The sequence below is a fragment of the Enterococcus sp. DIV0236 genome, assembly GCF_050558525.1.
In the GTDB taxonomy this organism is placed as follows: domain Bacteria; phylum Bacillota; class Bacilli; order Lactobacillales; family Enterococcaceae; genus Enterococcus; species Enterococcus faecalis.
Genome location: NZ_CP187891.1, coordinates 2,567,040 through 2,593,422 on the forward strand (window position 1 = coordinate 2,567,040; position 26,383 = coordinate 2,593,422).

Here is a 26,383-nt window from a genome sequence, read left to right on the forward strand (position 1 = left end):
TATATTTGCTATGATTTTTTCTTATAAACAGGTCGTCGATTCTCGATTTCCATTAAAAACTGTAAATAATTTTCGTAACGACTCGTCGCAATGGTTCCCGCTTCCACTTGACGTTTCACTTCACAACCAGGTTCTTTGTGGTGCATACATTCACGAAACTTACAGTGAGAGGCCGCGGCAACAAATTCAGGAAATTGCTTTGGTAATTCCACTGCTTCCATCTCCAAGAAATCGATGGCACTAAATCCTGGTGTATCAGCAACCAAACCGTCGTATAATGGAATCAATTCCACGTGACGGGTCGTATGTTTGCCCCGTCCTAAAGATTGGGAAATTTCCGCAGTTGCTAGTTGTAATTCTGGTGAAATTTGATTCAACAATGTTGATTTTCCAGCGCCTGATTGTCCCATAAAAACAGTCAACCGTTCTGGGAAAAAGCGTTCTAATTCTTTGGTGGCTTCTACGTCTTCCGAAGCGATTACCGCATAACCTAACGCTTCATAAATCTGTTTAATTTCAGTGACTTCTTGACGTTGCGGCTCATCTAATAGATCAACTTTCGTTAAATAAATAACTGGTTCTATATCCTTATACTCTAAGCTGACTAAGAAACGATCCAACAAATTAAACGAAAAATTTGGCGAAACCATACTCATGACAACCACACCTAGATCCACATTTGCAACAGGCGGGCGCACTAATTCATTTCGTCTTGGTAAAATTTCCAACACATAACCATCTGTTAAATTATCGCTTTCAAAAAGTACTTCATCTCCCACGAGTGGCGTAATTTTTCGATTACGAAAATTCCCTCGCGCTCTTGTTTGATATGTTTCTCCATCTGCGTATACATAATAAAAACCGCTTAACGCTTTTCTGATTTGACCTTTCAGATAAACCACTCCTAACTACTTTCGAATATACAGGATAGTGGCAGAGAAATCAAGGGAGCCTCTCGATTCTATTAATTAAAAAGAGCCTAGGACATAAGTCGAAATGACTTACCTTCCTAGACTTAAATCTTAAGATAAACGGCGGGACAGGAGCAGCTTCTTCTTATTGCTGAGAAACACTATTTGAAAAGCAAATAGATGTTAAACAGTACCTACTTGGTTCTTGAAGCTAAACCCTCCTGTCCCAACCTCTTGTCTTAATTACTCGTACTACTTTCACTAGTGGTGCTTTTTGAATCATTTGCTTTTGAATAATAAACTGTAACAGAGTCGCCTTTTTTGACTTTGCTGCCAGCGGATGGGCTAGTTCGTTCAACGACTTGGCCATCGCCAGAGCCAGATAATCCTTGTTCATTGATTTTAAGGCCAGCGTTATTGATGCTGTCTTCTGCAGCTTTTGGCGAATAACCTGAAATATCAGGAACTGTTACTGAGTCACTGCCTTTGCTGACATGTAAAGTAATCGTGTCATTTTTCGGATCAACAGCGGTACCAGAAGCTGGTTCTTGACTAATCACGGTATCTTTTTCAACTTTGTCGCTTTCTTCGTCCACTCGTTTAATTTGAGATTCTGGGATACCTAAAGCAATTAAGCGACTTACCGCATTATCGTAAGAAATTCCGCTATAATCAGAAAGTGTCACTTTGTCGCTACCTTTACTTACATATAACGTCACTTGGCCATTTTTAGGTGTCACGGTGCCACCTGGTGCGGGGTCTTGCGTAATGACTAAACCTGGTTCTACCGTATCGCTTGCTTGGTCGACACGCGTAATTTGAGATTCAGAAATACCTAATTGTGCCAGTGCATTTACTGCATTTGTGTAAGAATAACCGGCGTAACTAGGCAAAGTAACCGCTTCTGGTCCTTCACTGACCGTTAAAGTGACGTTGTCTTTTTTCGGATCAACTTTTTTACCTGCAGCTGGTTTTTGTTTAATAATGTTATCTGTAGACACAGAATCACTGTATTCTTTTTTCGTTGTAATTTGGTCTTCTGAAAACCCTAGTTTTTTCAAGGCTTCGACAGCAGATTCATACGATTCGTTTGTATAATCGGCCATCTCAATTTTTTCTGTTCCAGAGCTGATATATAAAGTAACAGATCGGCCTTTTTTCACAGATGATTTTGCTTCGGGGTCTGTTTTGACCACCTTGCCTTCTTCAATCTTATCGTCGGGAATTTTTTTGGTTTCACTATCGACTTTCAGCCCGGCACTTTGTAGCGCTTGTGAAGCGTCCGCTTTCGTTTCATTTGTAACATCAGGAACTTCAACGTCTTTACCACCCGACATTGCAAAGGCTAAGCCACCTATTGCTAAAGCAATTAATGCCGCAATTGCTAAGCCAATCCACAATTTTTTACGGTTTTTCTTCGGTGGTTGTTCAGCTAAAATGTCATCTGCGATATCTTCTGGGACTTCGACAGGCGTTGTCTCTTCCGGTTCAGCGATGTCTTCGGGAATCGGAGTTAATACTTTCGTTTCTCCTAATAAAGCCGTTGGTTCCCACGCAGGTTCGTTTAAACGACTGGCTGACAAGGACGTGTATAAGTCTTCTGCCATCTCATTCGCTGTTTTGTAGCGATCGCTTGGGTCTTTTGCGGTTGCATGACGAACCACATTTTCCAATGATTGAGGAATCCCTGGATCAAACATTTTGACAGAGGGAATTTCTTCTTGAAAATGTTTTAAGGCAATCGTTACGGCTGATTCACCATCAAAAGGTACATTCCCTGTTAGCATTTCATAGAGAATAATTCCCACAGCGTAAATATCTGATTGGTTGGTCGCCATGCTTCCGCGCGCTTGTTCTGGCGATAAGTAATGCACCGAACCTAACATTGTGTTCGTTTGCGTAATTGACGTTTCTGACAAGGCAATCGCAATCCCAAAGTCAGTAATTTTGACTGTGCCGTGTTCGTCAATCAGAATGTTTTGCGGTTTTAAATCCCGGTGAATAATTCTATGTTCATGTGCCATTGCGACAGCAGATAAAATTTGTTGCGTAATGTCCACAACTGTGGAATAAGGAATTGGGAAATGCGTTTGGATGTAACGTTTTAAGTCCATTCCTTTCACATATTCCATGACTAAATATTGTAGTCCATCTTCTTCGCCTACATCGTACACACTGACGATATTCGGGTGAACCAGCTCAGTTGCGGCTAGTGCTTCACGCTGAAAACGTCGGATGGCGGCTTGATCGTTTTGGAAGTCAAAGCGCAAGACTTTTACTGCAACGTCTCGGTCTAAAATTAAATCGTGTGCTAAATAGACGTTGGCCATGCCGCCGCTTCCGATGCTGCCAATAATGTGATATCGACCATTCAGCTTCTTGCCGATTTCTATCATTGGTTTTCCTCCTTCTGTTCGTCAAAGTGTATCACTAACACGGTAATGTTATCTAAACCACCCGCTTCATTTGCTTGGGCAACGAGTTGGCTTAATTTGGATTCTAAGGGATCTGACGTCTCTAAAATTTCTAAAATTTTTGTCTCAGGAACCATATTGGTTAAGCCGTCCGAACATAACAGTAAATAGTCATTAGGCAGCCATTCATGATTGGTTACATCGACTTCGACAGTGCCAGGCATTCCCAAAGAACGTGTTAGGACATTTTTTCGTGGATGATTTGCAGCCATCTCACGAGTAATCTCCCCTGATTTTACTAGTTCATTCACTAAAGAATGATCTTCTGTTAATTGTAACATGTGTTGGTCACGAACTAAATAAGCACGACTGTCCCCCACATTTGCTAAGACAAATGAATCCGGTAAAAGGATGGCACCAACCACGGTTGTCCCCATTCCTAAATACTCTGGTTTCGATTGTCCGCGTTCATAAATTTTTTCATTTTCCTTTTGAATTGCTTGAATTAACCACTGTGCAGATTTTTCAGCTGAGTCGACAGACGCATTGGACCAACTCTCACCTAAATTATTGACTGCCATTTGGCTAGCGACATCACCTGCTTGGTGACCACCCATGCCATCTGCTAAAACAGCAAAGGTTATGTGTTGTTGGTTCTCAAAAACGTTGGCATAATCTTGGTTCGTATTTCTTTTGCGACCGACATCTGATTGAACGTTGATTTCCAAATTATTTCACCTCATTTGAACTAACTTTCCGCATACAGCAAATAAAGAAGCCATCTGTCATGTATTGATGGGGATACAGAACCAGTTCTTGCTCTTTTACTACTGCTTGGACATTTTCATTTGCAACAATTTCAATTTTTTCAAATTCAGGGTGTTTGGCTAAAAAGGCTGCCACTACTTCCTGATTTTCTTCTGGCGTAATAGTACAAGTGCTATAGACCATTATACCCCATTGTTTTAGTGTTGGGGCAACACTTTCTAAGATTTCTAACTGAATTTTAGGTAAATTTTGAAAATCATTGGCCGTTTTATGGTATTTAATGTCTGGTTTACGGCGCATTAGCCCTAAGCCTGAACATGGTGCATCAACTAAAATCCGATCAAAGGTTTCTGCGGGAAATTCTTCGGCCACTTGTCGCGCATCAAGCTTTTCTGCTTGGACGACATCCGCCACATGGAGGCGTTGCGCATTTTCATTAATTAGCTTAATTTTGTGCGCATGAATATCTAAAGAAGTCACACGACCACCTGCTTCAGCCTCTAAAAAAGTTGCGATATGAGTCGTTTTGCCACCAGGAGCCGCACAAGCATCCAAGACACGATGATGCGGTTCAATTTGCATCGCTGGAGCCACGAGCATAGAGCTTTCATCTTGAATGGTTAAACAACCGTTAATAAACAGTTCACTGCCAGCTAAGTAGCCTTTTTCAGCGACAACACCATAAGGGGAAAGTTGACTTTCCTTCGCGGCAATCCCTGTTTCTTGTAATTCTTCCAGCGCTTCTTCTCGTGAAATAAACCGTGTGTTTACTCGACCACTCGCATGGCTTTTTTCAAATAATGACAAACCTAACTGCCGTGTTTCTTCTTCGCCTAATTGGGCAAGTAATTTTTCTGTTAACCAACGTGGCATGCTAATTTCCGTGGCTAAACGATCAACTGGATCGCTAATTGCGGCCAAACTAGGTGCTCCATTTCGTTGGAACGCCCGCAGCACGCCATTCACGAATTTACCAATCCCAGGATTGCCACGACGTTTGCCAATTTCAACCGCTTCATTAATGACTGCATGATCAGGCACTTTATCTAAATAAAGTAATTGATATAACGATAAAATCAATAAATTTTTCACCCAATTATCGACTTTTTGCGGTTTCTTAACAAATGGTGTTAAGTAGTATTCCAACAATAATTTGCGACTAATTGTGCCGTAGACAAGTTCTGTAAACAAGCGGCCATCTTTCTCGCTTAGTTCTGATTTTGTCATCATTTCATTAAGTAAAAGATTGGAGTACGCCCCACCTTTATCCACACGTTCGATGGTTTCTAAAGCAACGTATCGAACAGAACGTTTTAATTTCTTGGGGATTTTTTCAGCCATTTTTGTTAGTCCACCTTATCTTTTTCTGCGACATTTTGACCGACGCCATTTAAAAATTCTTGAATCGTTAATTGACCTTTACCTGCTGGTTGCAGGCGATCAATTTGAAGGACTGTCCCTTCACCACAAGCAATCCATAGCGCTTTTTTACTACGTTGGATAATCGTTCCTGGGGCGCTGGTTGTTGTTTCAGTCAGTGGTGTCACTGCCCAAATTTTCCAGTTGGTCCCTTGATAGGTTGTGAACGCTGTTGGCCAAGGACGCATACCACGCACTTGGTTATCAATTGCCTCAGCAGTTTTTTGCCAGTCAATTCGTTCTTGTTCCCGGGTAATATTTGGTGAAAAAGTAGCCTCTTCTTCCACTTGTGGAATAGGCGTGATTTCGCCAGCAATTAGCTTAGGTAACGTCTCTAATAAAAGTTCTTTTCCTAGAATGCTTAATTTTTCAAACATGGTGCCTACATCGTCTTGTTTCGTAATCGGAATTGCACGTTGCGATAAAATCGCGCCAGCATCCATTTTTTTCACCATTTCCATAATCGTGACGCCTGTTTCTTTTTCTCCTTCAATAATCGAGTAATGTACAGGTGCGCCGCCACGATATTTTGGTAAAAGTGAGGCATGGACATTAATCGCACCTAGTTTAGGCGCTTTTAAAATTTTCTCTGGTAAAAATTGTCCAAAGGCTGCTGTCACAATTAAATCTGGTGCTAAGTCAATCACTTTTTCCATTTCAGGAGAACCTGAAATTTTCTCTGGTTGTAAGACTAATAAGTTATGTTTTAAAGCTGCTTCTTTGACAGGCGTTGGGGTAATCACTTTTTTTCGGCCAACTGGTCGATCTGGTTGCGTGACAACCGCTTGAACGTCATAGCCTGCCTCGATTAAACTTTCTAAAATCGGAACAGAAAAGGCTGGTGTGCCCATAAATACAATTTTAGTCATCAAAATGTTCCTCCATATACGCTTCTAAATCTTCTGGTGCAATTTTCTCAATCATTTTGTCGATAAATAACTCGCCATTCAAATGATCAATTTCGTGTTGAAAAGCTCGAGCTAAATAGCCGTAAGCCGTAACTTCCATTTCTTCACCTTCACGGTCAAAATAACGGACAGTCACTTCATCTGCTCGTTCAACGGTTCCATATGTTTCTGGAATACTTAAACAGCCTTCCACATCAATACTGGTTCCCTTTTTTTCAATAATCACTGGATTAATTAGTTCAAAACGACCAGATTCTTCATCAATTTCAATTACTGCCATTTGCAAATTTTTGCCAATTTGCGGGGCTGCTAAGCCAATCCCATCATGGGCCAGCATTGTTTCATACATATCCTCTAGTAACTGCACAATTTCATCGGTAATAATCGTCACAGGTTGAGCCTTCATTTTTAAGTGTTCGTTCGGGTGAATCACAACTGGATAGCGCATAAATGCTCCTTTCAAAGCTGTATTTTTTAAATAAAATTCATGGGTTCTGCATCAATGGAAAGCTTTAAACCACGAGCCGTTGCTCGTTGTGTATCGGTTAAAATTTCTTTCAATAATGGTTGAAGCATTGGTTCTTGTTTATACTTGATAATCACTTGATAAAAGTATCGATTATTGACACGCATAATTGCGTTAGGCGTTGGTCCCAACAAAATAGCTTGCGGCGATAAGCCTTGTTTTAATTTCGTCGCAATTTGAAACATTTGTTTCGCTGCTTCATTTTCTTCAGGATGGCTAGCCGTAATTTGGACCGTAAAATAGTACGGCGGATAATCCCCACGATGACGAATATACATTTCTTTTGTATAAAAATCTTCATAATCTTGGGCTTTTGCCAATTGTATCGCATAATGCTCGGGGTTAAAAGATTGAATGATGACTTCCCCCGGTTTTTCAGCGCGACCAGCTCGGCCACTGACCTGTGTCAATAACTGGAAGGTCCGTTCACTGGAACGAAAATCGGGTAAATTCAAGGCGGTATCAGCATTTAAGACACCGACTAACGTCACATTTGGAAAGTCCAGTCCTTTGGCAATCATTTGTGTGCCTAATAAGATATCCGCTTGTCCTTCACCAAATGTTCGCAAAATTTTTTCATGCGCACCTTTGCGACGGGTCGTATCAACATCCATTCGGAGAATACGACTGTCTGGTAATAACGTTTGTAATTCTTCTTCTACTTTTTGTGTGCCTGTTCCGTAGTAGCGAATTTTATCTTGGCCACAGTTAGGACAGCGATAAGGAATCCGTTCTTCATGTCCACAATAATGACATTTCATTGTTTTACTATCCATATGCAAAGTCAAGGAAATATCACAATTCGGACACGGCAACACATAGCCACAATCGCGACACATCACAAATGACGAATAGCCACGGCGATTAAGTAGGAGAACACTTTGTTCGTTTTTCTCTAAGCGTTCTTGGAGTTTTTCTTGCAACGACATGGAAAAAGAAGAGACATTGCCATTTTCTACTTCTTGCCGCATATCCACTACATCAATCGTAGGCAAGGTTGCCGCTTGATTGGCACGCTGTGTTAATCGTAACCGCTGATAAACATTTTTTTGTGCGCGAGCGCGTGATTCCAAGGACGGCGTGGCACTACCTAAAACAACAGGGCAATGATGGTACTCCGAACGCCAAATCGCTAAATCTCTCGCGTGGTAGCGCGGGGTTTCTTCTTGTTTATAACTTGCCTCGTGTTCTTCATCAATAATGATCACACCGATGTTTTCGATTGGCGCAAAAATGGCAGAACGCGCGCCAACCACAACTTCCGCTTCTCCTCGTTCAATCTTCCGCCACTCATCGTATTTTTCACCTTGCGATAAGCCACTGTGCATTACAGCAACATGTTCGCCAAAGCGACTTTTAAAGCGTTGCACCATTTGCGGAGTTAAAGAAATTTCAGGGACAAGCATAATGGCTGTTTTGCCTTGGTTAAGAACTTCTGCAATGACCTGTAGATAAACTTCTGTTTTCCCACTTCCTGTAATACCTTCCAATAAGTAGGTTTGGCTTTGCTGTTCTTGGACCGATTGTAAAATTGTTTCCACAGCCACCTGTTGTTCTGCGTTCAAAGATAACGCAGTCGTTTTTTCAAACGTCTGATTAGCAAACGGATCACGATACGCTTCTTTTTCAATGAACGTTAACCAGCCGTTTTTGGCCGCTTCATTTAAAAGTGCGGTACTGAAACCTAATTCTTTCATTTCCTTCACAGCGGTGACTTTTTCAGTGCCCAAGCGTTGTAAATAGTAAAGAAGTTGCTCTTTCTTCTTAGCTCCCTTGCGTAAACCCAAACGAATTTCCTCTAGTTGTTCAAATTCCTTAGCGGCTTGAATGAAGCGGACCATTTTGACTTTATTTCTCGTCGTAACTTCGTAGCGAATATCGACTTTTTGCTGTTTACGCAACGCCATTAGTTGAGGCAAAATCCCACGTTCTTGCGCTTGGTCCCACGAAATTTCCTCTAAACCATAAAATAACTGATCTTGTAATTCTTCAGAAAGCTCATCCGTTAAATAAATATATTTTTGGTAATCGGCACGCATTACGCTAGGCAACATGGTTTGCAAACAAGTGATTTTAAAAGCAAACGTTTTTTCCTTCATATAATCAGCTAAAGCCAACATTTCTGTATTTAAGACAGGTTTTAAATCCAACACCGCCACTAGTTCTTTCAACTGAACATTGGTTTCGTCAAGAACCGTTGCAGCCATTGATTCAATGGCTAAAACAAACCCTTGAACATGCCGATTACCGTTACCAAAAGGCACTTCTACACGCATGCCGACAGCCAATTGCTCATTTAAATTTTCAGGAACTAAATAAGTGAATGGTTGATCGGTTTGCATCGTTGGTACATCCACAATAACTTTGGCTACTTTTTGCATGGTGCGTCCTCCTTTTTATGTAAATTCTCTTTGCCTATTGTACTAAAGATTGACTGATTTGTCTTGTGTGTCTCGTTGGCACCTTTCAGAATAAACGAAGAGAAAGCCTCTGAAATAGACAGACGGCTTTCTCCATTCGTTGACAATCATTCAATTAATTTTTTTCGTCACGTAAACGGTTTTCTAATTCTTTTTGTTCTTGTTCACGTTGGCGTTTGCGTTCTTCACGTTCAATGCGTAGACGTTCGCGTTTTTCTTCAGGATTTGGATCACTGATCACTGTTCCTGCTTCGATTTCTTCTAACGCACGACCCACACTTTTTACAGAATCAAAGGATTCAACGGTTGGTTGAACGCCTTCATCTAATTCATGCGCACGTTTGCTTGCTAAAATAACCAAAGAATATTTTGAAGGGACTTCTTTTAATAATGAGTCAATTGACGGTTTTAACATCATAAGGCTACATCTCCTCTAACATTTTAATATATTTTCCAATTACACGGTCAACACGGAAGTGCTCACTCGCGATAATGTCTTTAATTCGTTGCACGGCTAAAGGAACTTCATCATTCACTACCGCATAATCATACAGCGCCATCATTTCGATTTCTTCTCTGGCCACAGCCATTCGTTCTTCAATCACAGACATTTCGTCTGTTCCGCGGCCAATAATTCTTGATTTTAATTCCGCTAAATCGGGGGGTGTCAAAAAGATAAATACGCCATCAGGCACTTTGTCTTTGACTTGTTTAGCCCCTTGGACTTCGATTTCTAAAAAGACGTCTTTGCCTTCATCTAGCGTCTGGTTAACATACGTTAATGGTGTCCCATAATAGTTACCAACATATTCCGCATATTCCAACATTTCTCCAGCTTCAATCATCGCTTCAAATTCTTCTCTTGAACGGAAATAGTAATCTACTCCATCCACTTCGCCTTCTCGCTGTTTCCGAGTGGTCATTGAGATTGAATATTGAAAATCATTTTCTTCACTGTCGAAAATAGCCTTTCTTACAGTCCCTTTCCCCACTCCTGAAGGACCTGACAATACGATTAATAACCCGCGCTCTGACATAACGACTTCCTTTCAAAACATAATTTCACAGTATTAGTTCTATTTTGCACTTTTTTTCTGCAATTTTCAAGACTTTCTTGGAGATTCACTGAAAAAATAACATTTCTTCTTTAATTTGGCTTTCATAACTTGTTCTTTTTTTAAACAAATTACCTAGAATTCCTATACAGGCGGCCATTTTTTAAGTAAAATGAAGTGATGACTCCTTTAGGATGAAAAAACGTGAATAAGAAAGGACTGAGAAACATCGCACGAATTAAACCATTTACATTGTTTCTGCTAGGCTTAGTTGTCAGTTGTGGGGCCTTTTTTGCCCAACCTACTGTGACTCACGCAGAAGAAGATATTACCGCAATTGCGAAAAAAATGGGGACAACCCTGAAAGCGGATGGCATTCCCAAAGCAGCCATCGTTGTTGATGCTGATTCTGGAGAAATTCTCTGGTCGCAGCAACCAGATTTAGCGTGGAATCCTGCCAGTATTGCCAAAGTGATGACCATGTACTTGGCCTTTGAAGCAATGGAGCAAGGAAAATTTACAATGGATACGACTGTGACTGCTACGCAAAAAGATGTCGATATTTCTAAAATATATGCCATTAGTAATAACAAAATTACGTTAGGTGTTGCTTATCCAGTCCGTGAACTGTTAAAAATGATTGCTGTCCCCTCTTCTAATGTGGCGACTCTCATGTTGGCAAACTTAATTTCAGGGAACCAGCCTACTGACTTTGTTCATTTAATGAACCAAAAAGCGGCTGAATTAGGGATGACAAATACTACCTATTACAACTGCAGTGGGGCGCAAGCAAGTGCCTTTAACGGCCTGTATCAAATGCAAGGAATTGACCCAAATGGCGATAACGTCTCTACAGCTAGAGATTTAGCTTCACTAACCTATCATTTTCTGAAAAATTATCCAGAAATTTTAGAAATCACCAATAAACCAGTGGTGAAAACAATGGTCGGCACGCCTTACGAGGAAACGTTTGAAGCGTACAATTATTCTTTACCAGGCGCTAAGTATGGTTATCAAGGCGTGGATGGTTTAAAAACAGGCTCTAGTCCAACAGGCGGTTTTAACTATATTGCGACTGTCAAACAAGGAGATTTCCGTTTAATTGAAGTCATTTTAGGCGTTGGTAATTGGCAAAACCAAGATGGTGAATACGAACGGCATGTGGCTGGGAATGCTTTGCTGGACTATGCCTATACGACATACGAACGCAAAAAACTTTTAGACAAAGGACCACAAACCATTGATCACAAAAAAGTCACTTTGGCTAACGATTTATACGGTGTCATTCCCAAAGGCAGTCAGCCTACTTTTAAATTAGTAGCAGGGCAGGTGCAAGTCGACACGCCTTTGACATTGTTAAATAGTACTGTTCAAGCGCCTAAAGTGGCTTACCAAGAAGTTAAGCCAAAACAAACAACAGCTGAAGCTGCGGAAGAATCAAACGAACATTCTGGGGATACCACCGTTGCAGAACCGAATCATTTTATTCCCAAATCGATTGCCACAAGTGTTTTAGTCCTTTTCGGGCTAATCTTCTCAGTAATTACCCGTCAGCTTCAAAAACGTTTAGAACGTCAGAAAAAACACGGCAAAGAAAGCAGTAAAACTGCATCCATGCGGACAATCTTTTTAAGTGCCGCAGTTCTTTCTTTCCTATGCGCCGTTGGCTTGTTTCTTTTATTCTAATTAAAAAAAATACCACCAAGCGTGAAATGCTTGGTGGCATTTTTTATAAGCCCATATTAGAAAGCGTATTGACCACGTTCATCAATTCATCGCGACGACGAACTTGTTTGTCGACAGGGCCGTCAACTTCTTTCACGTCAATGCGAACAACAAAGTGACGATTCAAAGTAACAAACGTGTCTTCGTTAATTTGGATATTTAATTCTGTTTCAGAATAGCTTGCACAAGCATCTTGCCAGACGTCAAATGGTTCTCTGTCTGAAGCGACTTCTGTTTTTACCACAGAACGACCACTTAATTCTTGAAAGGTTACATCATAAAATTTAGTCATTGCTTTCACCTCTGTCATTTATTCGTTACTTCTATATTATAGCGTTTTCTGGAAAAACACGAAACCATTTTCTCTATTCGACATTTTGAATTTGTTCACGAATCTTTTCTAAGGTTGTTTTCATTTGAACGACACTATTTTTTATTTCAATTGGACTTGATTTCGAACCAATCGTATTGACTTCACGGTTCATTTCTTGAATTAAGAAATCTAGTTCTCGGCCCACTGGTTCTGTTTCGTCAAGCAACTGATGCAACTTATCAATATGGATATCCAAACGATCCAATTCTTCATGAATATCGCCTTTTTCCAATAAAATGGCCATTTCTGTTAATAAGCGTGTTTCATCCACTTGGCTACCTAACCATTCGTTTAATTTCGCTTCAAAACGTTGACGGTATTCTTGTTCAAAAACGCCCACAAACGCTTGCAGCTCTTGAATTGATTGGGTCAACACTGCTACATAGTCAAGCAGGACTTGTTTAATTTGCGTTCCTTCTTGCACACGGCTTTGGTCAAGACTAGCGATGGCTGCTTCAAATGCTTGAACAAGAAATGGTTCAAATGTCTGATCAACGATTTCTGCTTCCACTATTTCGACAAAATCATTTTGCTTTAATAAATGGTTGACCGTGTCCCCTGCATCAAACGTTGCTTCCGGATAGTTTTCCTTTAAATGTTGATCTACCGAAGTTAATAATTGATCAATTAAGTCCCACTGCACGCGCACTTCTTTTTGATTGTTGCCGATTTTTTGGAGATTTACATAGACTTCCACACGTCCACGTTTTAACGTGCGTTTGATTACTTGCCGAATCACCAGTTCATAGGCACTCAGTTCCTTTGGCATACGCAACTGAATATCTAAAAACCGCTGGTTGACACTTTTGACTTCGATATCCAATTGATAATTTTCATTTTGAATGGTCTTTTTTCCAAATCCAGTCATACTTTTCATTGACAGGGTGCTCCTTTTACATGGATTTAATTGTTTTGCTTAATTCAGCAAATTCTTCGTTAGTTAAGGTGATGCCTTTACCCATTTTTTCGTGATCAGGGGCCCACTCACGCAAATCAAATTTTGGTGGACGACCATTCCAACTAATTAAATTCAATTCTTTACGCCAGCCACGAGCATTCTCAGATAACACAGCGACTTCTTCTAAAATTTCATATGAAAATTCTTCTTTCATAACATTCACTCCTTGTTAGTATTCCTTAGGTTATTGTACCATCTTTTCCTCGACACTTAAAATACACATCTCTTTTCTATCACCCTGTCTATATAAACATACGCAACTTTTTCAAAAAATCAGTAAAAAAAAAGCGGCGACTGCTCGTTTCAATCGTGTCAGTCACCACTTCTCTGTCTATTCTTTTTCTGTATAAAGATCCACCACTTCAAAACTTTGGCAAACTAACAACATGTCGGGATAAAATTGTAGCTGATAGGGGGCCAGTTCTTCTTTAAAGAACCGCGCATGCTCTTCATACCAATAATCCAACGTCAAATCTCCTTCACCTTCCGCTTGCGCAAAAGATTCTGAGACCTTGTTCATGGGCATAATTTCAACTTTGGTTGTTCGAATAATAGCCAGCGGTTGAGACTGACCATCTAAAATTATGTCGTATTGACCAGCTTTAGGGAGTTGTTCTTCTTCCATCTTATAAATATCTAAAGAAGAACATGTCGCTGTCTTACGACCAGAAACAACCAATTGACCCAAACGATTACCCATCTCAGAAGAGCCATCACCAAACATCCACACATCGGGCATCAACATATCTAATTCATGTTTATCTAAAAAGTTTTGCCAGAACACTTCTACATTTTTTAACATCCTTTGCTCTCCTTTTTATTTTTACTTCACGCAACCTTCTTTCACTAATTATACATAACTGATTGCTTTTCTCCTATACTATTTTTACAAAATGAAAACTAAAATAATGACAGTAGTATTTGGACAGAAAAAAAAGAGAGCGTGGGACAAAAATCACTTTGGATTTTTGCTCCACGCTCAAAAACTTATAAACGGCGGGAACAGAAGCAACTCCTTCGGAAATAAGCCGAAATTCTCCAAAAATTACAGAACAATTTTCGGAAATTCCTTCTTATTTCTCGGAGTTAAACGCTTCTGTCCCGACCTCATCTTTTTATTTTGCTTGTCGTTCTTTGATTTTCGTGAGTAAAGATTGAACATGCTGGCGTGCCGAAGCTTCATCTTCTTGAAGCATCTTTTCCGATAAAATAAAGGATCCGCCCACTGCTAATACTTCTTTTGCTTCCACATACTCTATAAAGTTTGTTTCATCAATCCCACCAGTTGGTAAAAATTGAACATCATAAAACGGACCGCTTAAACTTTTAATGGCTTTTAACCCGCCATAAATATCGGCTGGGAAAAATTTAACCACTCGTAAGCCATACGCCAGCGCTCGCTGAATCTCCCCAGGCGTAGCTGTTCCTGGAAAAATAGGCACCTCATTTGCCAGACAAAAATCAATGACTTCTGGAACAATCGCTGGGGAAACAATGAACTGTGCACCGTTCGCTACTGCCTCTTTGGCTTCTTTCAAGGTTCGAACAGTTCCTGCGCCTACTATTAAATTCCCTGAAGCAGCAAGTTGTTTGATGGCAGGCAAGGCCAGCTGACTCCGAAAAGTAACTTCAATAAACGGTAATTCGTTTTCTACTAAGACTGATTCTACTTGTGGCAAATAGCGTAAATCTGTTGCAGTGTATAGTGGTAAAAGTTTACATGTCGCTAATTGTTGATACAGTTGATTTTTTTCAACTTTTGTTTCCATTCTGTCACTTCCTATTTTGTTTGGCTTTGGTTGCTTCGTACAGTCCTTGAATATAGGTCAACCCCATTGCTCGATCATATAAACCATAACCAGGCATCGCTTTTTCATCCCAAATTGCCCGCCCATGGTCAGGACGAATAACGCCTTCATACCCTACGTCTACCAGTGCTTGCATTAATTCCGCCATATCTAACGAACCAGCGACACTCGGATGCGCCGTTTCTTCAAAACGATGCTCACCTAAATACTTCACATTGCGGAAATGAACAAAATTAATTCTGTGACCTATTTCACGAATCATAGTAGGCAAATCATTCGTCGGGTCCGCACCGAGGGAACCTGTACAAAATGTAATCCCATTTGCTGGTGAGTCCACCAAGGAAAGGATCCGTTTTAAATCCGCTAAATTTTTAGTGATTCTTGGCAAACCAAAAATTTCCCAAGGTGGATCATCGGGGTGAATCCCCATTTTGATATTTTCTTCTTCACAGACAGGAATCACACGTTCTAAAAAGTAGCGCAAATTTTCGACCAAATCTTCTTCCGTTACGCCGGCATACATGGCTTTCAATTCTTGAAATTGTTGCAAACGCTCCTCTTCCCAACCTGGTAACCGGAATCCTTTTGACTGACTGTGAATTAATTGATACATGTCTTCTGGCTGCATGTTCTCTACCACAGCTTGATCAAATAACAATGATAAACTGCCATCTTCATTCTCATACGCCAAGTCCGTTTTAGCCCAACCAAAAATAGGCTTGAAACTGTAGCACACTAAGGAAATTCCGCATTTCCCCAAGTTACGCAACGTCTGGCGATAATTATCAATATAGTGGTCTCGTTGATCCGTCCCCGCTTTAATGGCATCATGAATAGCGACACTTTCAATTCCTAAAAGTGCTAATCCTTCTTGTTCCACCGATTGTTTAAGTGCCTGAATTTCGGCTACTGTCCAAACATCACCTGGTAGTTTATTTAACAAGGTACCGACAACGCCAGTAATTCCTGGAATCTGTCGAATATGTTTTAACGGAATGGCATCGCCTGCCGCTCCGTACCATCTAAATCCCCATTTCATTGCTTTCACCCTTTACTACATTCTTAAAAATCATCGTCCTCATCCTCTTCATCCTCAAATGAAGTCATAGAAATATCCCATGCTTGCACACTTTCTTTGCCTTGCGCAACAATCGCTTGCGCCGCTTCAGCAATCGGTGTGCCCAATAATTGATGGTTTATCGCTTCTAAGACCATTGGTAGGTTGGTACCACTCACCACAAAGATTTTCTTTTGTAGAGCTGGTTCGAGTTCGTTAATCACCAAAACTGCCTGGTTGTAAGGACTCGCACTTAATAAGTCAACCATGACCAACACGCCATCCCCTTGTTGGACGTTCTCAATCGCTGTTTTAATTTGTCCGCCAAGTGCTTGGACATCGTCTCCACTATTTAGATTAACGGTTTCGATATTTTCGGTTGCGCCCATAATTACGGTAGCTGCGTCTTTCGCACCGTCACTTAGTGCACCGTGTGTAGCAATCACAATCCCTAACATAAAAGTTCCTCCTTCAGTTCAGTGGCTTGAGTCATTACTTCAAACAGTCATGCAATGACTCAAGCGACTGGCCTTTTTTATAAATTAAATTTGCCTAAAACCTCTTTTAAACTAGTTTTTGGTGCAGAAGGCGTTGCTTGGAAATAAATATCTTCTACGCCATACACCTCATGTAGTTCTTTTAATTTTTCAGCATCTTCTTTGTTTAAATAAACTGATTTGGTTACTAATAAATCTTTTTCTGGATTCTTCTGTGCAATACCGCCGATATTTAACTCCTTCATAGGGACTCCGTGTTTTACTAAGTCATAAATTACAGAGACGGTTTTAGCGATTAAAATACAGTTGTACTCTTTGAATTGGTATTCATCCCAATAAAATTTAGCTTTTTCCGGCGTAATGACAATGGTTTTTTGTCCTGTCCGACTGCCTGCACTTTTGTATAAATCACGCATAAATTTATCCTTTGCCACCACTTCATCGACAACGAAAATGGAATTAACGCCACTTTTTTGGGACAAGGTCACCATCACTTGTCCATGAATTAATCGTTCATCTACTCTTGCTAAATTTACTACGCCCATCTGATTCACGTCCTTTTCTTTTTATAAAATACCGACTGTTGCTAAGACAATTAAGATACCTGTTAACCACAATAATGCTTGCGTAACTTTCAAGCCTTTTTTCGTATAGAACCAATACACGCCCATTACAACAGCTAGCGGTAAGAGTCCTGGGACAATCTGATCAAGGATATCTTGAACCACAAACTCACGGCCAGAAAGTTTAAATTGAAGGGTTGAAGAAACTTTGACATAATTACCAGCTAAAATCCCCATCATGAACAACCCTAAAACAGATAACATTTCAATGGCTTTTTGAATCCCCGCACTTTGCATTAAGCCTGTGGCATTCCGCCCCATTTTGAAGGATTGTCTCGCAAAGAACACACCTAACAGTACTTGATAAAGGGCAAACGCCACAAATGGGAAAATCGCACCTAATGCGCTACCTTGTTGCGCCCACGGCACCGCAATCGCAATAAAAATATATTGAACCGTGCCTGAGTCAATCGCATCACCAATCCCAGCTAACGCGCCCATCAAGCCAGCTTTGGTGTTATACATTAAATCATCTTGCATCATGATTTCGCGGCCTTCATGTTCTTCTTTGGCCCGCTCTTGTTCCATAGAAGCCATCAACCCAGTAATGACCCCGCCGCCCCAACTTAATTGCGTATTGAAAAACAGCAGTTGACGCATATAAGCGGCTTTTAATTGTTCATCGTCTTTATACAATTTCTTTAAAAGTGGCATCATTGCGTACAATAACGAAGGCGCCAAGTAACGTTCAAAGGAATGGGGAATTTCATTGGCAAAATGCCAACGGAGATAGGCTTTTGTAACATCTTTATTGGTAATTTCTTCTGGTGCTAAATTCGTTGTTTTCGGCACGACTTTTTCTGTTGTTTCCGTCATTTCAGTTCCTCCTTTTTCTTTTAAAACCCGTCATCGTAATCGTCATCATCATCAAAATCAGTGGTGGCACTGGCGGAACCAGCACTTTCTGCTACAGGTTTGCCTTTTTGGACTTGCACAAAAATTAACGCAATAATTACGCCAAAGATGGCATACGTTACCATGGTAATTTCCAATGACTTAAAGACGATACTCATGAAGTATGCAAGGAAAAAGAAAACCAAGAAATCTTTTCGACCAATGACATAGACCGTTGTCGCAATCCCAATTGCGGCTAAACCACCACCGACTACTTCTAACACGTGAATCACAACGGTTCCTTCTAATGCTTTAATAATATCGGCAATGACTGGTGCCCCTAAATAAAGAGCAAAAAAGACTAATGGAACGAATAAAATAAATGAGGCAATCGTTGGATACCAGATAATTGAGCGGGCAATTTTTTTAGAATTTAGTTCAGCCACCGCACGATCGGTATACTTCCCTAAAAACGTGTTAATAAAGAAACGGAATTGATATAAATAACTTCCTAAAAGACCGACAGGAACCGCTACGGCGATAGCCGCTTCCGGCTTCAAATTCCCTAGCAACGCAACTGGCACAGCAATCGCTGCCGCAATTGATGGTTCTGCTGGCATAGAGCCACCTGGTGAAAAAACACCCATGTAAATCATTTGTAATGCTGCGGTGACAATCATCGCTTTCGGGACATCGCCCATCACTAAACCTGCTACTAACCCTGTCATTAAGGGCGAGAAACGCAACGTTAACGTTGCTCCTCCTCCAAGCCATCTGGACATAATTGCTGCCACCCAAAGCGCCATTATCAAACTTTGTAAAACACTTAACGTTTCCATAGTTCCTCCTTCTTATCCTTGGTTTTGGATATACTTTTCTAGCTCTTCAATCCCTTGACGTAAACGTTCTTCCGAAATCTCAATAGGAATTAAATGAACCTTTTCTTTTGAATCAATAAATCGAACCATTGCATCGAGTACTGCTTCTTCTTCTGGGTAAAGGCCCATTTGTCGTAACGACATGGGCAAGTTTAGCTCTTGATAAAAGGGGATTAATGCGTCTATGATGGCCCACCTTTTTTCCAATGCTAATTGATAGAAGATGCCGTAAGCTACTTTTTCGCCATGTAAATAGTCATGACTTTTGGGTAAAAATTTACTCATAGCATCATGCATGGCGTGTGCTGCTGCATTGCGGGCGTATTTGTCGCCGAAGCCGCCGACTAATCCGGAAACGGCGAAAACAATTTCTGAAAGATGGACAAATTCAGGCGTGAGTTTGCCCTCATCCATCGCTGCTAAGGCTGCTTTTGAGTCCCGCATAATCGCTTCTTGCGAAAGCTTGGCGGTCGCTCCCGCTAATTGTAAAAAGGGTTCCCCTTGCAAATGGGCTTGGCGTAAAATGGTCTCTGATTCATACCATTTCGCTAACGTATCAGCTAAACCAGCGACAAAATAATCACGGGGCGCATCAAGAAGCAACTTAGGATCAGTGATTAAAAACGCAGCTTGGCGAAAGAAATGTTCCGTTTTGCCTTCGGCCGCGCCATTTTCTTGATACATCACAGCTAACGGTGTCCACGGCGCACAGTTACTAGCCAAAGTAGGGACCAAGCCAAAATTCAGATTGTTTAAATGGGCGCTGTAGCCCACTAAATCGGCTAACTTACCGCCGCCGACTCCCAGAAGAAAGTCAATCTGGTGTTCCTTTATTTGCTGTGAAATTTGTTCGGCGCCAAAATAACTACATTCTCCTGTGTAAGTGTGATAGAAGAATTGATACTCTGAATCTGCCAAGAATGGTAAAAATGGCTGAGCTTTTTCAAAGGATACGGTGCCATGCACCACCAAAATTCGTTGGGCGTGATATTCCTTGAAAAGTGACGGCACCGAAGCTAAGGCACCTTCGTGGTAACGATAAAATTGCGGTCCAACTTTCACTTTTAAATCAGTTAACATGCTCCTCCTCCTTCTTAACTAACGTAACGACTGACTTCTTGCACTGCCCGTTGAGGTAAAATACCTTGCACCACGTCTTCCACATCTTGCACGCATTTTTCTCCCATCGCTTGCAGGCATTCCCTGGTATAAGCGGAGGTGTGCGGCGTCATTACTACATTTTCAAACGCAAGATAAGGATGATTTTTCCGACCTGGTTCCTCTTCTAAAACATCTGTCCCAAGCCCAGCAATTTTGCCCGATTCTAAGCCGGCAATCATGGCTTCTTCATCAATCAAGGCGCCTCGTGCGCTATTGGAAAGATAGACGCCGTCTTTCATCTTGGCAATTTCCGCCGAGCCAATCATGTGATAACTTTCTTCAGTTAAATTGGCACATAAACAAATGATGTCAGCTGAAGCTAGCAACGTATCTAAGTCTACTTTTTTGGCTCCATAACTTTGCAGATAAGTAGCGGATTTATAGGGATCATACGCTAACACGTCACAGCGAAATCCGTTTCGTAACGTCTCAACGACACAACTTCCTGTGTTCCCAACACCAATGACACCCACAGTTTTGTTAAATAACGTCCGACCGACAAAATTCGCTCGTTTTTCCCATTGATCTGCTTTAACGCTGGCATCTGCAGCCACGGTTTGCCGTAAAACAGCTAGTAAATTTGTGACATTGTTTTCCGCCACGGCATCTCGTTCTACTAAAGCTGGGATGATGGAAACAATTGTGTCGTGCTGTTTTGCAGCGTCTAAATCGATGTTGTTATACCCAATACCATGGCGAGAAATCAGCAATAATTCATCTTTATGTTCAAAAAATTCTTTCGTGAAAAATGGCGTCACGCTAGCAATAATAATCGTATATCCTTGTAAACGTTCCGCTAACTCTTTGCCACCAATTTCACTGTCGACTGTAAAATGCTTCACGGTGCCTATTTTTTCTAAGCGCGTCAAGTGTTCAGGAAAAATTTGACCAAAACTACTGGAATTCACTATGGCAATTTTTTGTTTTTTTAACATGACTAAACTCCTTTACTGACTTTTTACGACTTCATGCCCGCCAAATCCTTGTCGCAAAGAAGCGACCACTTTGTTTGAAAAATGATTTGCTAGCATACTTTCATTTCGAGTAAATAAGGACAACGCCGTAGTTGGGACGGGCATCTCCAAACGCAATGCTTCTTCAATCATCCATTTGGCTTCGCCATTTGCTGCCACTTTCCCTTCTAGATTGGCTAACGTAGGATTTTCCGCAAAAACCTCTTTCGCTAAGCCCATCAAGCGAGCTTCAATAATCGAGCCGTGATTCCACACATCGGCTACTTTCTCCAACGCAAAATCATATTCGGCAGCTTCTAATAAATTGAATCCTTCGCCCATGGCTTGCATCATGACGTACTCAATCCCGTTATGCACCATTTTCAAATAGTGACCAGCTCCTGATTTCCCAGCATAAAGATACCCTTGTTCACAAGCTAAATCTTCAAAAAATGGGGTTAACACCTTGACGGCTTCAGGCGCACCGCCAACCATTAAACACGCTCCTTCCCGCGCTCCTTTGATGCCACCAGAAGTACCACAATCAATAAAATAAATTCCTTTTTCCTTAGCAAATTGAGCATTCGCAACACTATCATGAAAATTTGAATTGCCACTATCCACAATGATATCCTCTGGTGCTAATTGCTCTACCAATTCTGCCACTAATTGATTGGTAATCTGACCAGCGGGGGTACTTAAAAAAATCACCCTCCTTTTGTTAAGCGCTTTCAATAGTTCCGGCAACGAATCTACAACGGAAAGCCCCTGCTCTCTAGCAGTCGCTCTTGCTTCCTTTGTCACATCAAAGCCAATAATGGGCCAGCCTTGTTCGTGAACATTTAATGCCATGTTCAAACCCATTTTCCCAAGTCCAATAAAGCCAATGTCCATTTTTCTTTCACCTGCCTCTTTTGATACTTCAATCATAAAGGATAAAAAAAATAATGTAAACGATTACACTAATTAAAAAATATTTTTTATTTTTTAGCAAAAATCTTGCCTGCTCAAAAGGTAAAACGTTTTTATTTTTAAGGAGCTTTCATACAAAAAACACAAGTAAATCTCTTGGTATCACGTTCTTTTTACTGGCTACTTTCTTTAGTTGAGAGAAGTCTTTTCAAGACCCCTTCATTTTTCAGAAAAAAGATTATTTATTTTTTTTGGGCTTTTTTTAAAGAATTTCTTTTTTGTGGAGAAAAAGAGAAATTGTATTTGTCCTCTTTTTCCACTATAATCAGTCTATACCAACAATGAAAAGGCATTCATTTTATTTTTAAAAAAATAAGATTGGAGGAACGTGTTAATGAAAAACCACTATTTGGATCAACGGATTCGGATCAAAAAACCGAATTTGAGCCTCACAGAAAAGAAAATTTCCGATTACTTTGTTCATTCTGAATCATTATTGACACAAATGACGTTAGAAAGTCTGGCCAACGAAATTGGCGTCTCCCAATCTTCCGTGTATCAATTTGTAAAAAAGATTGGCTATTCTGGGTTCCAAGAATTTAAAATTGATATCGCCAGGAATTCTAATTATCAGCCGACTTTTCAAAACGTCAATAGCGTGAATGGCGCCGATGATATTTCACCAGATGATGATAGTATTACGATTGCTAAAAAAGTCTTACAAGCCAATATTTATTCCCTCAGTAACGCCACACAGTTCTTAACAAAGGAGCTGTTAGATAACGTGTTGGCTTTGATGTACTCTGCCAAAACGCTTCACTTTTTTGGGCAAGGTGGCTCCTCGATTGTGGCTTTTGATAGTTTCCATAAATTCATTCGGACCAACTATCGGTGCAACTACATTTTTGATTACCACATGCAGTTAAGTTTTGTCACAAAATTAACCAGTGAAGATTGTGTGTTTATTTTTTCCCATTCAGGCAAAACCAAAGAATCAATCAACCTAGCACGACAAGTTAAAAAAACCAACGCAAAAATGATTACGTTAACCGGTAACAGCGGTTCAGAGTTGGCAGGCTTGTCCGACGAAGCAATTATTGTCGTCACCGAAGAAGGCTTGTTTCGTGCGGAATCCTTGGCTTCACGGATCAGTTACTTAACGGTAATGGATATTTTATATACAAATACGATGTATCACAATTTTGATCAAAATGCCGATTCCTTGAAAAAAATCCGTGATAACATTAGCACGACTAAGACAGATCCGCATTATTTGTCGTAAAGATCTGAATGGTGCTTATTTTTGTAATATCGGTCCTCGCGAATTGGCTTTATACCGTGACTCTACATTTTATGAAGTAAGTGAACTACCATGGAGGTATTTAAAGAGGTCGGGACAGAAGTGTTTAACTCCGAGAAATAAGAAGGAATTTCCGAAAATTGTTCTTTAATTTTTGGAGAATTTCGGCTTATTTCCGAAGGAGTTGCTTCTGTTCCCGCCGTTTATTAGTTTTTGAGCGTAGAGCAAAAATCCAAAGTGATTTTTGTCCCACGCTTTTTATCTTGTGGGTAAAAATAAGTTAGAAAAAAGAACTTGGGGGTTATGTCCAAGTTCTTTCTAAATCTTAAGACAATTAGTTAAATGCATGTGTTGTCTTAGCTTCATTTTAAGTTTGCTTATTTCGTTCATTCCGTTACTTTAAATTGTTCGGATACATATTTAGCGTAAGTTTTATGTTTACTTACTAGCTCATCATGTTTTCCTGAACCAGTTACTTTCCCTTTTTCAACAAAGTAAATGCTATCCGCATCAACAATTGTCGACAATCTATGGGCAATAACCAATGTCGTTCGGCCCTTCATTAAATTAGACAATGCCTCTTGGACCTTCATCTCAGATTCTGAATCTAGGCTAGCAGTAGCTTCATCTAACATTAAAATCTTGGGATTCCGCAAGAATGCACGAGCAATTGCAATACGCTGTCTTTGTCCTCCAGAAATTTTAACGCCACGTTCACCGACTTCCGTATTCAATTTATCTGGCATTTCTTCTACAAATTTTCGCGCATATGCTAGTTCCAAGACATCCCATAGTTGTTCATCTGAGAAGTTTTCTGCTAAGCCATACGTTAGATTATCTCTGATTGTCCCTGCCATAATCGCAGAATCCTGTGATACAAAGCCGATTTGACGACGATAATCTGATAATTTGATATCTTTTATGTCAATATCTCCAAATTTAATTTGTCCTTCTGTAGGTTCATAAAACCTTTCAATTAAACTAAAAATCGTCGATTTCCCGCCACCTGATGGGCCAGCAAAAGCAATTACTTGGTTTGGCTGAGCAGTAAAAGAAATGTCTGTTAAGATAGGTTCCTCTGGTGCATCTTCATAAGAAAATTTTACATTTTTAACTGATAAAGTCTTTTCCGATAAATCAATATCTTGTCCACTTTCAAAGTCTTCAGGTTCTCTAGATAACAATTCTTGCACTCGTCGCGTTGATCCTGCTGCTTTAGCTACTTCAGAAAATAACGTCGCAATGATTGGCATGGCACCAATAAGATTAAATAGATACATTAAGAAACTCATCAATGTTCCGATTGTCATCACACCAATGGCAATTCGATGCATCCCATATGCTAATAGCCCAAATACCATGCTCATAAAGACCATCATCATAATTGGTTGCATAGATGCATCAAATATTGCTTCTTTTTTCCCTACATTAAATAACCGATCCACTTCATTTGCAGCACGAACCTGCGCCTGAGATTCAGCATTAGAAGTTTTGACTAAACGAATTTCACTCAACGTTTCAGTAGCAAGTCCGTTAAATTGACTCATAGCATCTTGGCGAATGTGACTAACTTTTGAACCAAATGCCATTACTGGAATCATACAAAGGATTACAACAGGAACAGCAATTACCATAGCAAGCGACATATGCCAATCCATTTTAATCATCATATATACCGTACCAATAACTGTAATCACACTGGCAACTGTTTGAGGAAAAGTAACGGCTAACAATTGCTTAACTTGATTAGTATCATTTACGACCCGGCTGGATATTTCACCCGCTTTAACAGAGTCAAAATAAGAAACTTTTAGAATAGTTAATTTATTCCATAAGCGTTTACGCATATTTTGGATGACATTTTCACCAAAAATACCTAAAATTGTCCCTCCTAATGCAGAAACGAGTGCTGAAAATATAAATAATCCAACAACTTTACCTAATAAACTATAATCTACTCCCTTTTGAAAATTATTGACTAAACTTGAAGCAAGTTTTGGAACGTACACTTGGATACTAGAAGAAATCACAAGAAATATCATCCCAATGCCAAGCAGTAAATAGTTAGGCTCTGTCATCTTGATTAAGCCTAAAAATTCTTTAAACGAAAATTTTGTTTTATCTGCTCGGATAGAATCATGACTATTTTTGCCGCCTCCACCTACTGCCATTATCTTCTCCGACCTCTCTTCCATCCTTCAAAGCCACCGTATTCACCATTGAATTCACCAAATCTACCAAAGCCATCATGTCCCATCATCTGTTCTCTAGCTCTACCATATCTAGCTGATATTTTTCTGAAATGTTCCCAATTTTTATCGTCGCCAAAAATTGTTTCAATTTTATCTAAAAATTCTTCACTAGAAATATTCTTTTCTATACGTTCTAAATAATTATTTAAAGACTCTAGTTCCTCCTCTGAAAAGCCCTTAAACATTTCTTCATTAAATCCATTGGAAATATTTCCTTGAGTACTTAAACTTTCTCGTCCCTTATCGGTCAATACAACGAATGTGACCCGAGCATCTGATTCATTTTTGACTCGTTTAACTGCTTTAACAGACTCTAATTTTTTTATGATTTGTGTCACACTAGAAGGTTTTATATCTAAATATTCAGCGATTCTTCCAGCTGTTACATTTTCTTCAGAAGCAAGCAATTTTAACGTTTCAAAAGTGTTATCTGGTTTCTCCTCTATGCTAGAAGCAAAGATTAAGTAAGGTTGTTGAGCAATTTTTAATAGTTTATTTAAAATATCTGTTTTTTTCATAATTTCCTCCAAAAAATTTATTTAGTTTATATATAAGCTAACGAACTAAATAGTAATCTATTTAGTTTACTTTGTCAACAACAAACTAATTATTTGTATGTAGATATAACCAA

General features: G+C 40.0%; 26 protein-coding genes. 2 read left to right on the forward strand and 24 right to left on the reverse strand.

Annotation, left to right across the window (positions count from 1 at the left end):
- Window positions 1–8: 8 nt before the first annotated feature.
- The 9 genes from rsgA to gmk all read right to left on the reverse strand — a co-directional run bounded on the left by rsgA (window position 9) and on the right by gmk (window position 10,403).
- Entirely contained in the window at window positions 9–902 is an 894-nt protein-coding gene (gene rsgA / locus IGK27_RS12315) for a ribosome small subunit-dependent GTPase A (RefSeq protein ID WP_002359046.1), read from the reverse strand.
- 248 nt (window positions 903–1,150) lie between these two features.
- The gene (gene ireK, locus IGK27_RS12320; RefSeq protein WP_002370103.1) at window positions 1,151–3,307 is read right to left on the reverse strand and encodes a serine/threonine protein kinase IreK; all 2,157 of its coding nucleotides are present in this window, start codon (window positions 3,305–3,307) and stop codon (window positions 1,151–1,153) included.
- A complete protein-coding gene (locus IGK27_RS12325) occupies window positions 3,304–4,053 on the reverse strand; it encodes a Stp1/IreP family PP2C-type Ser/Thr phosphatase (RefSeq protein ID WP_002354922.1) in 750 nt (249 codons plus the stop codon). The genes ireK and IGK27_RS12325 overlap by 4 nt, the downstream gene beginning before the upstream one ends.
- Before the next feature lies 1 nt (window position 4,054).
- A complete protein-coding gene (gene rsmB, locus IGK27_RS12330) occupies window positions 4,055–5,434 on the reverse strand; it encodes a 16S rRNA (cytosine(967)-C(5))-methyltransferase RsmB (RefSeq protein ID WP_002354921.1) in 1,380 nt (459 codons plus the stop codon).
- A 5-nt stretch (window positions 5,435–5,439) separates the two neighbouring features.
- Entirely contained in the window at window positions 5,440–6,381 is a 942-nt protein-coding gene (fmt, locus tag IGK27_RS12335) for a methionyl-tRNA formyltransferase (protein WP_002365369.1), read from the reverse strand.
- Window positions 6,374–6,868, reverse strand: a complete 495-nt coding sequence (gene def, locus IGK27_RS12340) for a peptide deformylase (RefSeq protein ID WP_002371656.1) — start codon at window positions 6,866–6,868, stop codon at window positions 6,374–6,376. The genes fmt and def overlap by 8 nt, the downstream gene beginning before the upstream one ends.
- A 26-nt stretch (window positions 6,869–6,894) precedes the next feature.
- Window positions 6,895–9,327 (reverse strand): primosomal protein N', encoded by a 2,433-nt coding sequence (gene priA / locus IGK27_RS12345; RefSeq protein WP_010830694.1) that lies wholly within the window; start codon window positions 9,325–9,327, stop codon window positions 6,895–6,897.
- Between the two features lie 154 nt (window positions 9,328–9,481).
- Complete coding sequence (rpoZ, locus tag IGK27_RS12350; protein WP_002354916.1) at window positions 9,482–9,784, reverse strand: DNA-directed RNA polymerase subunit omega; 303 nt, start codon at window positions 9,782–9,784, stop codon at window positions 9,482–9,484.
- A 4-nt stretch (window positions 9,785–9,788) separates the two neighbouring features.
- Window positions 9,789–10,403, reverse strand: a complete 615-nt coding sequence (gmk, locus tag IGK27_RS12355) for a guanylate kinase (RefSeq protein ID WP_002354915.1) — start codon at window positions 10,401–10,403, stop codon at window positions 9,789–9,791.
- A 222-nt stretch (window positions 10,404–10,625) separates the two neighbouring features.
- Between gmk and IGK27_RS12360 the strand changes: the two genes are divergently transcribed.
- Window positions 10,626–12,107, forward strand: a complete 1,482-nt coding sequence (locus IGK27_RS12360; RefSeq protein WP_002403258.1) for a DUF1958 domain-containing protein — start codon at window positions 10,626–10,628, stop codon at window positions 12,105–12,107.
- Window positions 12,108–12,150: 43 nt separating this feature from the next.
- Here the strand turns inward: IGK27_RS12360 and IGK27_RS12365 are convergent, their stop codons facing one another.
- The 13 genes from IGK27_RS12365 to gnd form a co-directional block, all read right to left on the reverse strand.
- A complete protein-coding gene (locus IGK27_RS12365; RefSeq protein ID WP_002383233.1) occupies window positions 12,151–12,456 on the reverse strand; it encodes a hypothetical protein in 306 nt (101 codons plus the stop codon).
- A 55-nt stretch (window positions 12,457–12,511) separates the two neighbouring features.
- Window positions 12,512–13,396, reverse strand: coding sequence for a YicC/YloC family endoribonuclease (locus IGK27_RS12370; RefSeq protein ID WP_002380963.1), 885 nt, complete (start codon window positions 13,394–13,396; stop codon window positions 12,512–12,514).
- Between the two features lie 16 nt (window positions 13,397–13,412).
- Window positions 13,413–13,631, reverse strand: coding sequence for a YdbC family protein (locus tag IGK27_RS12375; protein WP_002381076.1), 219 nt, complete (start codon window positions 13,629–13,631; stop codon window positions 13,413–13,415).
- Between the two features lie 177 nt (window positions 13,632–13,808).
- Complete coding sequence (locus IGK27_RS12380; RefSeq protein WP_002354908.1) at window positions 13,809–14,279, reverse strand: ASCH domain-containing protein; 471 nt, start codon at window positions 14,277–14,279, stop codon at window positions 13,809–13,811.
- A gap of 313 nt (window positions 14,280–14,592) precedes the next feature.
- Window positions 14,593–15,246, reverse strand: coding sequence for a bifunctional 4-hydroxy-2-oxoglutarate aldolase/2-dehydro-3-deoxy-phosphogluconate aldolase (locus IGK27_RS12385; protein WP_010830695.1), 654 nt, complete (start codon window positions 15,244–15,246; stop codon window positions 14,593–14,595).
- Window positions 15,247–15,250: 4 nt separating this feature from the next.
- On the reverse strand, window positions 15,251–16,324 hold the full coding sequence (gene uxuA, locus IGK27_RS12390; RefSeq protein WP_002388613.1) for a mannonate dehydratase: 1,074 nt from the start codon (window positions 16,322–16,324) through the stop codon (window positions 15,251–15,253).
- 23 nt (window positions 16,325–16,347) lie between these two features.
- The gene (locus IGK27_RS12395) at window positions 16,348–16,800 is read right to left on the reverse strand and encodes a PTS sugar transporter subunit IIA (RefSeq protein ID WP_002354905.1); all 453 of its coding nucleotides are present in this window, start codon (window positions 16,798–16,800) and stop codon (window positions 16,348–16,350) included.
- 77 nt (window positions 16,801–16,877) lie between these two features.
- The gene (locus IGK27_RS12400) at window positions 16,878–17,384 is read right to left on the reverse strand and encodes a PTS system mannose/fructose/N-acetylgalactosamine-transporter subunit IIB (RefSeq protein WP_002354904.1); all 507 of its coding nucleotides are present in this window, start codon (window positions 17,382–17,384) and stop codon (window positions 16,878–16,880) included.
- A gap of 21 nt (window positions 17,385–17,405) precedes the next feature.
- Entirely contained in the window at window positions 17,406–18,278 is an 873-nt protein-coding gene (locus tag IGK27_RS12405; RefSeq protein WP_002354903.1) for a PTS system mannose/fructose/sorbose family transporter subunit IID, read from the reverse strand.
- A 20-nt stretch (window positions 18,279–18,298) separates the two neighbouring features.
- On the reverse strand, window positions 18,299–19,135 hold the full coding sequence (locus IGK27_RS12410) for a PTS mannose/fructose/sorbose/N-acetylgalactosamine transporter subunit IIC (RefSeq protein WP_002354902.1): 837 nt from the start codon (window positions 19,133–19,135) through the stop codon (window positions 18,299–18,301).
- Between the two features lie 12 nt (window positions 19,136–19,147).
- Entirely contained in the window at window positions 19,148–20,254 is a 1,107-nt protein-coding gene (locus IGK27_RS12415; protein ID WP_010830696.1) for an iron-containing alcohol dehydrogenase family protein, read from the reverse strand.
- 14 nt (window positions 20,255–20,268) lie between these two features.
- Window positions 20,269–21,270, reverse strand: a complete 1,002-nt coding sequence (locus tag IGK27_RS12420) for a D-isomer specific 2-hydroxyacid dehydrogenase family protein (protein ID WP_002370111.1) — start codon at window positions 21,268–21,270, stop codon at window positions 20,269–20,271.
- A gap of 12 nt (window positions 21,271–21,282) precedes the next feature.
- Window positions 21,283–22,218: a phosphogluconate dehydrogenase (NAD(+)-dependent, decarboxylating) gene (gene gnd / locus IGK27_RS12425; protein ID WP_016627517.1), complete on the reverse strand. Its 936-nt coding sequence runs from the start codon at window positions 22,216–22,218 to the stop codon at window positions 21,283–21,285.
- Between the two features lie 376 nt (window positions 22,219–22,594).
- On the opposite strand from gnd, the gene IGK27_RS12430 reads away from it, so the two are divergent.
- A complete protein-coding gene (locus IGK27_RS12430) occupies window positions 22,595–23,482 on the forward strand; it encodes a MurR/RpiR family transcriptional regulator (RefSeq protein ID WP_002383224.1) in 888 nt (295 codons plus the stop codon).
- 404 nt (window positions 23,483–23,886) lie between these two features.
- Here the strand turns inward: IGK27_RS12430 and IGK27_RS12435 are convergent, their stop codons facing one another.
- Window positions 23,887–25,671, reverse strand: a complete 1,785-nt coding sequence (locus IGK27_RS12435) for an ABC transporter ATP-binding protein (protein ID WP_002370114.1) — start codon at window positions 25,669–25,671, stop codon at window positions 23,887–23,889.
- Window positions 25,671–26,270, reverse strand: a complete 600-nt coding sequence (locus IGK27_RS12440) for a MarR family winged helix-turn-helix transcriptional regulator (RefSeq protein WP_002359022.1) — start codon at window positions 26,268–26,270, stop codon at window positions 25,671–25,673. The genes IGK27_RS12435 and IGK27_RS12440 overlap by 1 nt, the downstream gene beginning before the upstream one ends.
- Between the last annotated feature and the right edge of the window lie 113 nt (window positions 26,271–26,383).

What these genes read in the sequence shown, in the direction of transcription:
- IGK27_RS12365 (WP_002383233.1), bottom strand. Translation starts at nt 12,456, where the DNA reads ATGACAGAGGTGAAAGCAATGACTAAATTTTATGATGTAACCTTTCAA.
- IGK27_RS12410 (WP_002354902.1), bottom strand. Translation starts at nt 19,135, where the DNA reads ATGGAAACGTTAAGTGTTTTACAAAGTTTGATAATGGCGCTTTGGGTG.
- rsmB (WP_002354921.1), bottom strand. Translation starts at nt 5,434, where the DNA reads ATGGCTGAAAAAATCCCCAAGAAATTAAAACGTTCTGTTCGATACGTT.
- IGK27_RS12375 (WP_002381076.1), bottom strand. Translation starts at nt 13,631, where the DNA reads ATGAAAGAAGAATTTTCATATGAAATTTTAGAAGAAGTCGCTGTGTTA.
- gmk (WP_002354915.1), bottom strand. Translation starts at nt 10,403, where the DNA reads ATGTCAGAGCGCGGGTTATTAATCGTATTGTCAGGTCCTTCAGGAGTG.
- IGK27_RS12415 (WP_010830696.1), bottom strand. Translation starts at nt 20,254, where the DNA reads ATGTTAACTGATTTAAAAGTGAAAGTTGGACCGCAATTTTATCGTTAC.
- priA (WP_010830694.1), bottom strand. Translation starts at nt 9,327, where the DNA reads ATGCAAAAAGTAGCCAAAGTTATTGTGGATGTACCAACGATGCAAACC.
- uxuA (WP_002388613.1), bottom strand. Translation starts at nt 16,324, where the DNA reads ATGAAATGGGGATTTAGATGGTACGGAGCGGCAGGCGATGCCATTCCG.
- rpoZ (WP_002354916.1), bottom strand. Translation starts at nt 9,784, where the DNA reads ATGATGTTAAAACCGTCAATTGACTCATTATTAAAAGAAGTCCCTTCA.
- IGK27_RS12440 (WP_002359022.1), bottom strand. Translation starts at nt 26,270, where the DNA reads ATGAAAAAAACAGATATTTTAAATAAACTATTAAAAATTGCTCAACAA.
- IGK27_RS12435 (WP_002370114.1), bottom strand. Translation starts at nt 25,671, where the DNA reads ATGGCAGTAGGTGGAGGCGGCAAAAATAGTCATGATTCTATCCGAGCA.
- IGK27_RS12380 (WP_002354908.1), bottom strand. Translation starts at nt 14,279, where the DNA reads ATGTTAAAAAATGTAGAAGTGTTCTGGCAAAACTTTTTAGATAAACAT.
- def (WP_002371656.1), bottom strand. Translation starts at nt 6,868, where the DNA reads ATGCGCTATCCAGTTGTGATTCACCCGAACGAACACTTAAAAATGAAG.
- fmt (WP_002365369.1), bottom strand. Translation starts at nt 6,381, where the DNA reads ATGACTAAAATTGTATTTATGGGCACACCAGCCTTTTCTGTTCCGATT.
- IGK27_RS12370 (WP_002380963.1), bottom strand. Translation starts at nt 13,396, where the DNA reads ATGAAAAGTATGACTGGATTTGGAAAAAAGACCATTCAAAATGAAAAT.
- IGK27_RS12385 (WP_010830695.1), bottom strand. Translation starts at nt 15,246, where the DNA reads ATGGAAACAAAAGTTGAAAAAAATCAACTGTATCAACAATTAGCGACA.
- ireK (WP_002370103.1), bottom strand. Translation starts at nt 3,307, where the DNA reads ATGATAGAAATCGGCAAGAAGCTGAATGGTCGATATCACATTATTGGC.
- IGK27_RS12430 (WP_002383224.1), top strand. Translation starts at nt 22,595, where the DNA reads ATGAAAAACCACTATTTGGATCAACGGATTCGGATCAAAAAACCGAAT.
- IGK27_RS12405 (WP_002354903.1), bottom strand. Translation starts at nt 18,278, where the DNA reads ATGACGGAAACAACAGAAAAAGTCGTGCCGAAAACAACGAATTTAGCA.
- IGK27_RS12395 (WP_002354905.1), bottom strand. Translation starts at nt 16,800, where the DNA reads ATGTTAGGGATTGTGATTGCTACACACGGTGCACTAAGTGACGGTGCG.
- IGK27_RS12400 (WP_002354904.1), bottom strand. Translation starts at nt 17,384, where the DNA reads ATGGGCGTAGTAAATTTAGCAAGAGTAGATGAACGATTAATTCATGGA.
- gnd (WP_016627517.1), bottom strand. Translation starts at nt 22,218, where the DNA reads ATGATTGAAGTATCAAAAGAGGCAGGTGAAAGAAAAATGGACATTGGC.
- IGK27_RS12420 (WP_002370111.1), bottom strand. Translation starts at nt 21,270, where the DNA reads ATGTTAAAAAAACAAAAAATTGCCATAGTGAATTCCAGTAGTTTTGGT.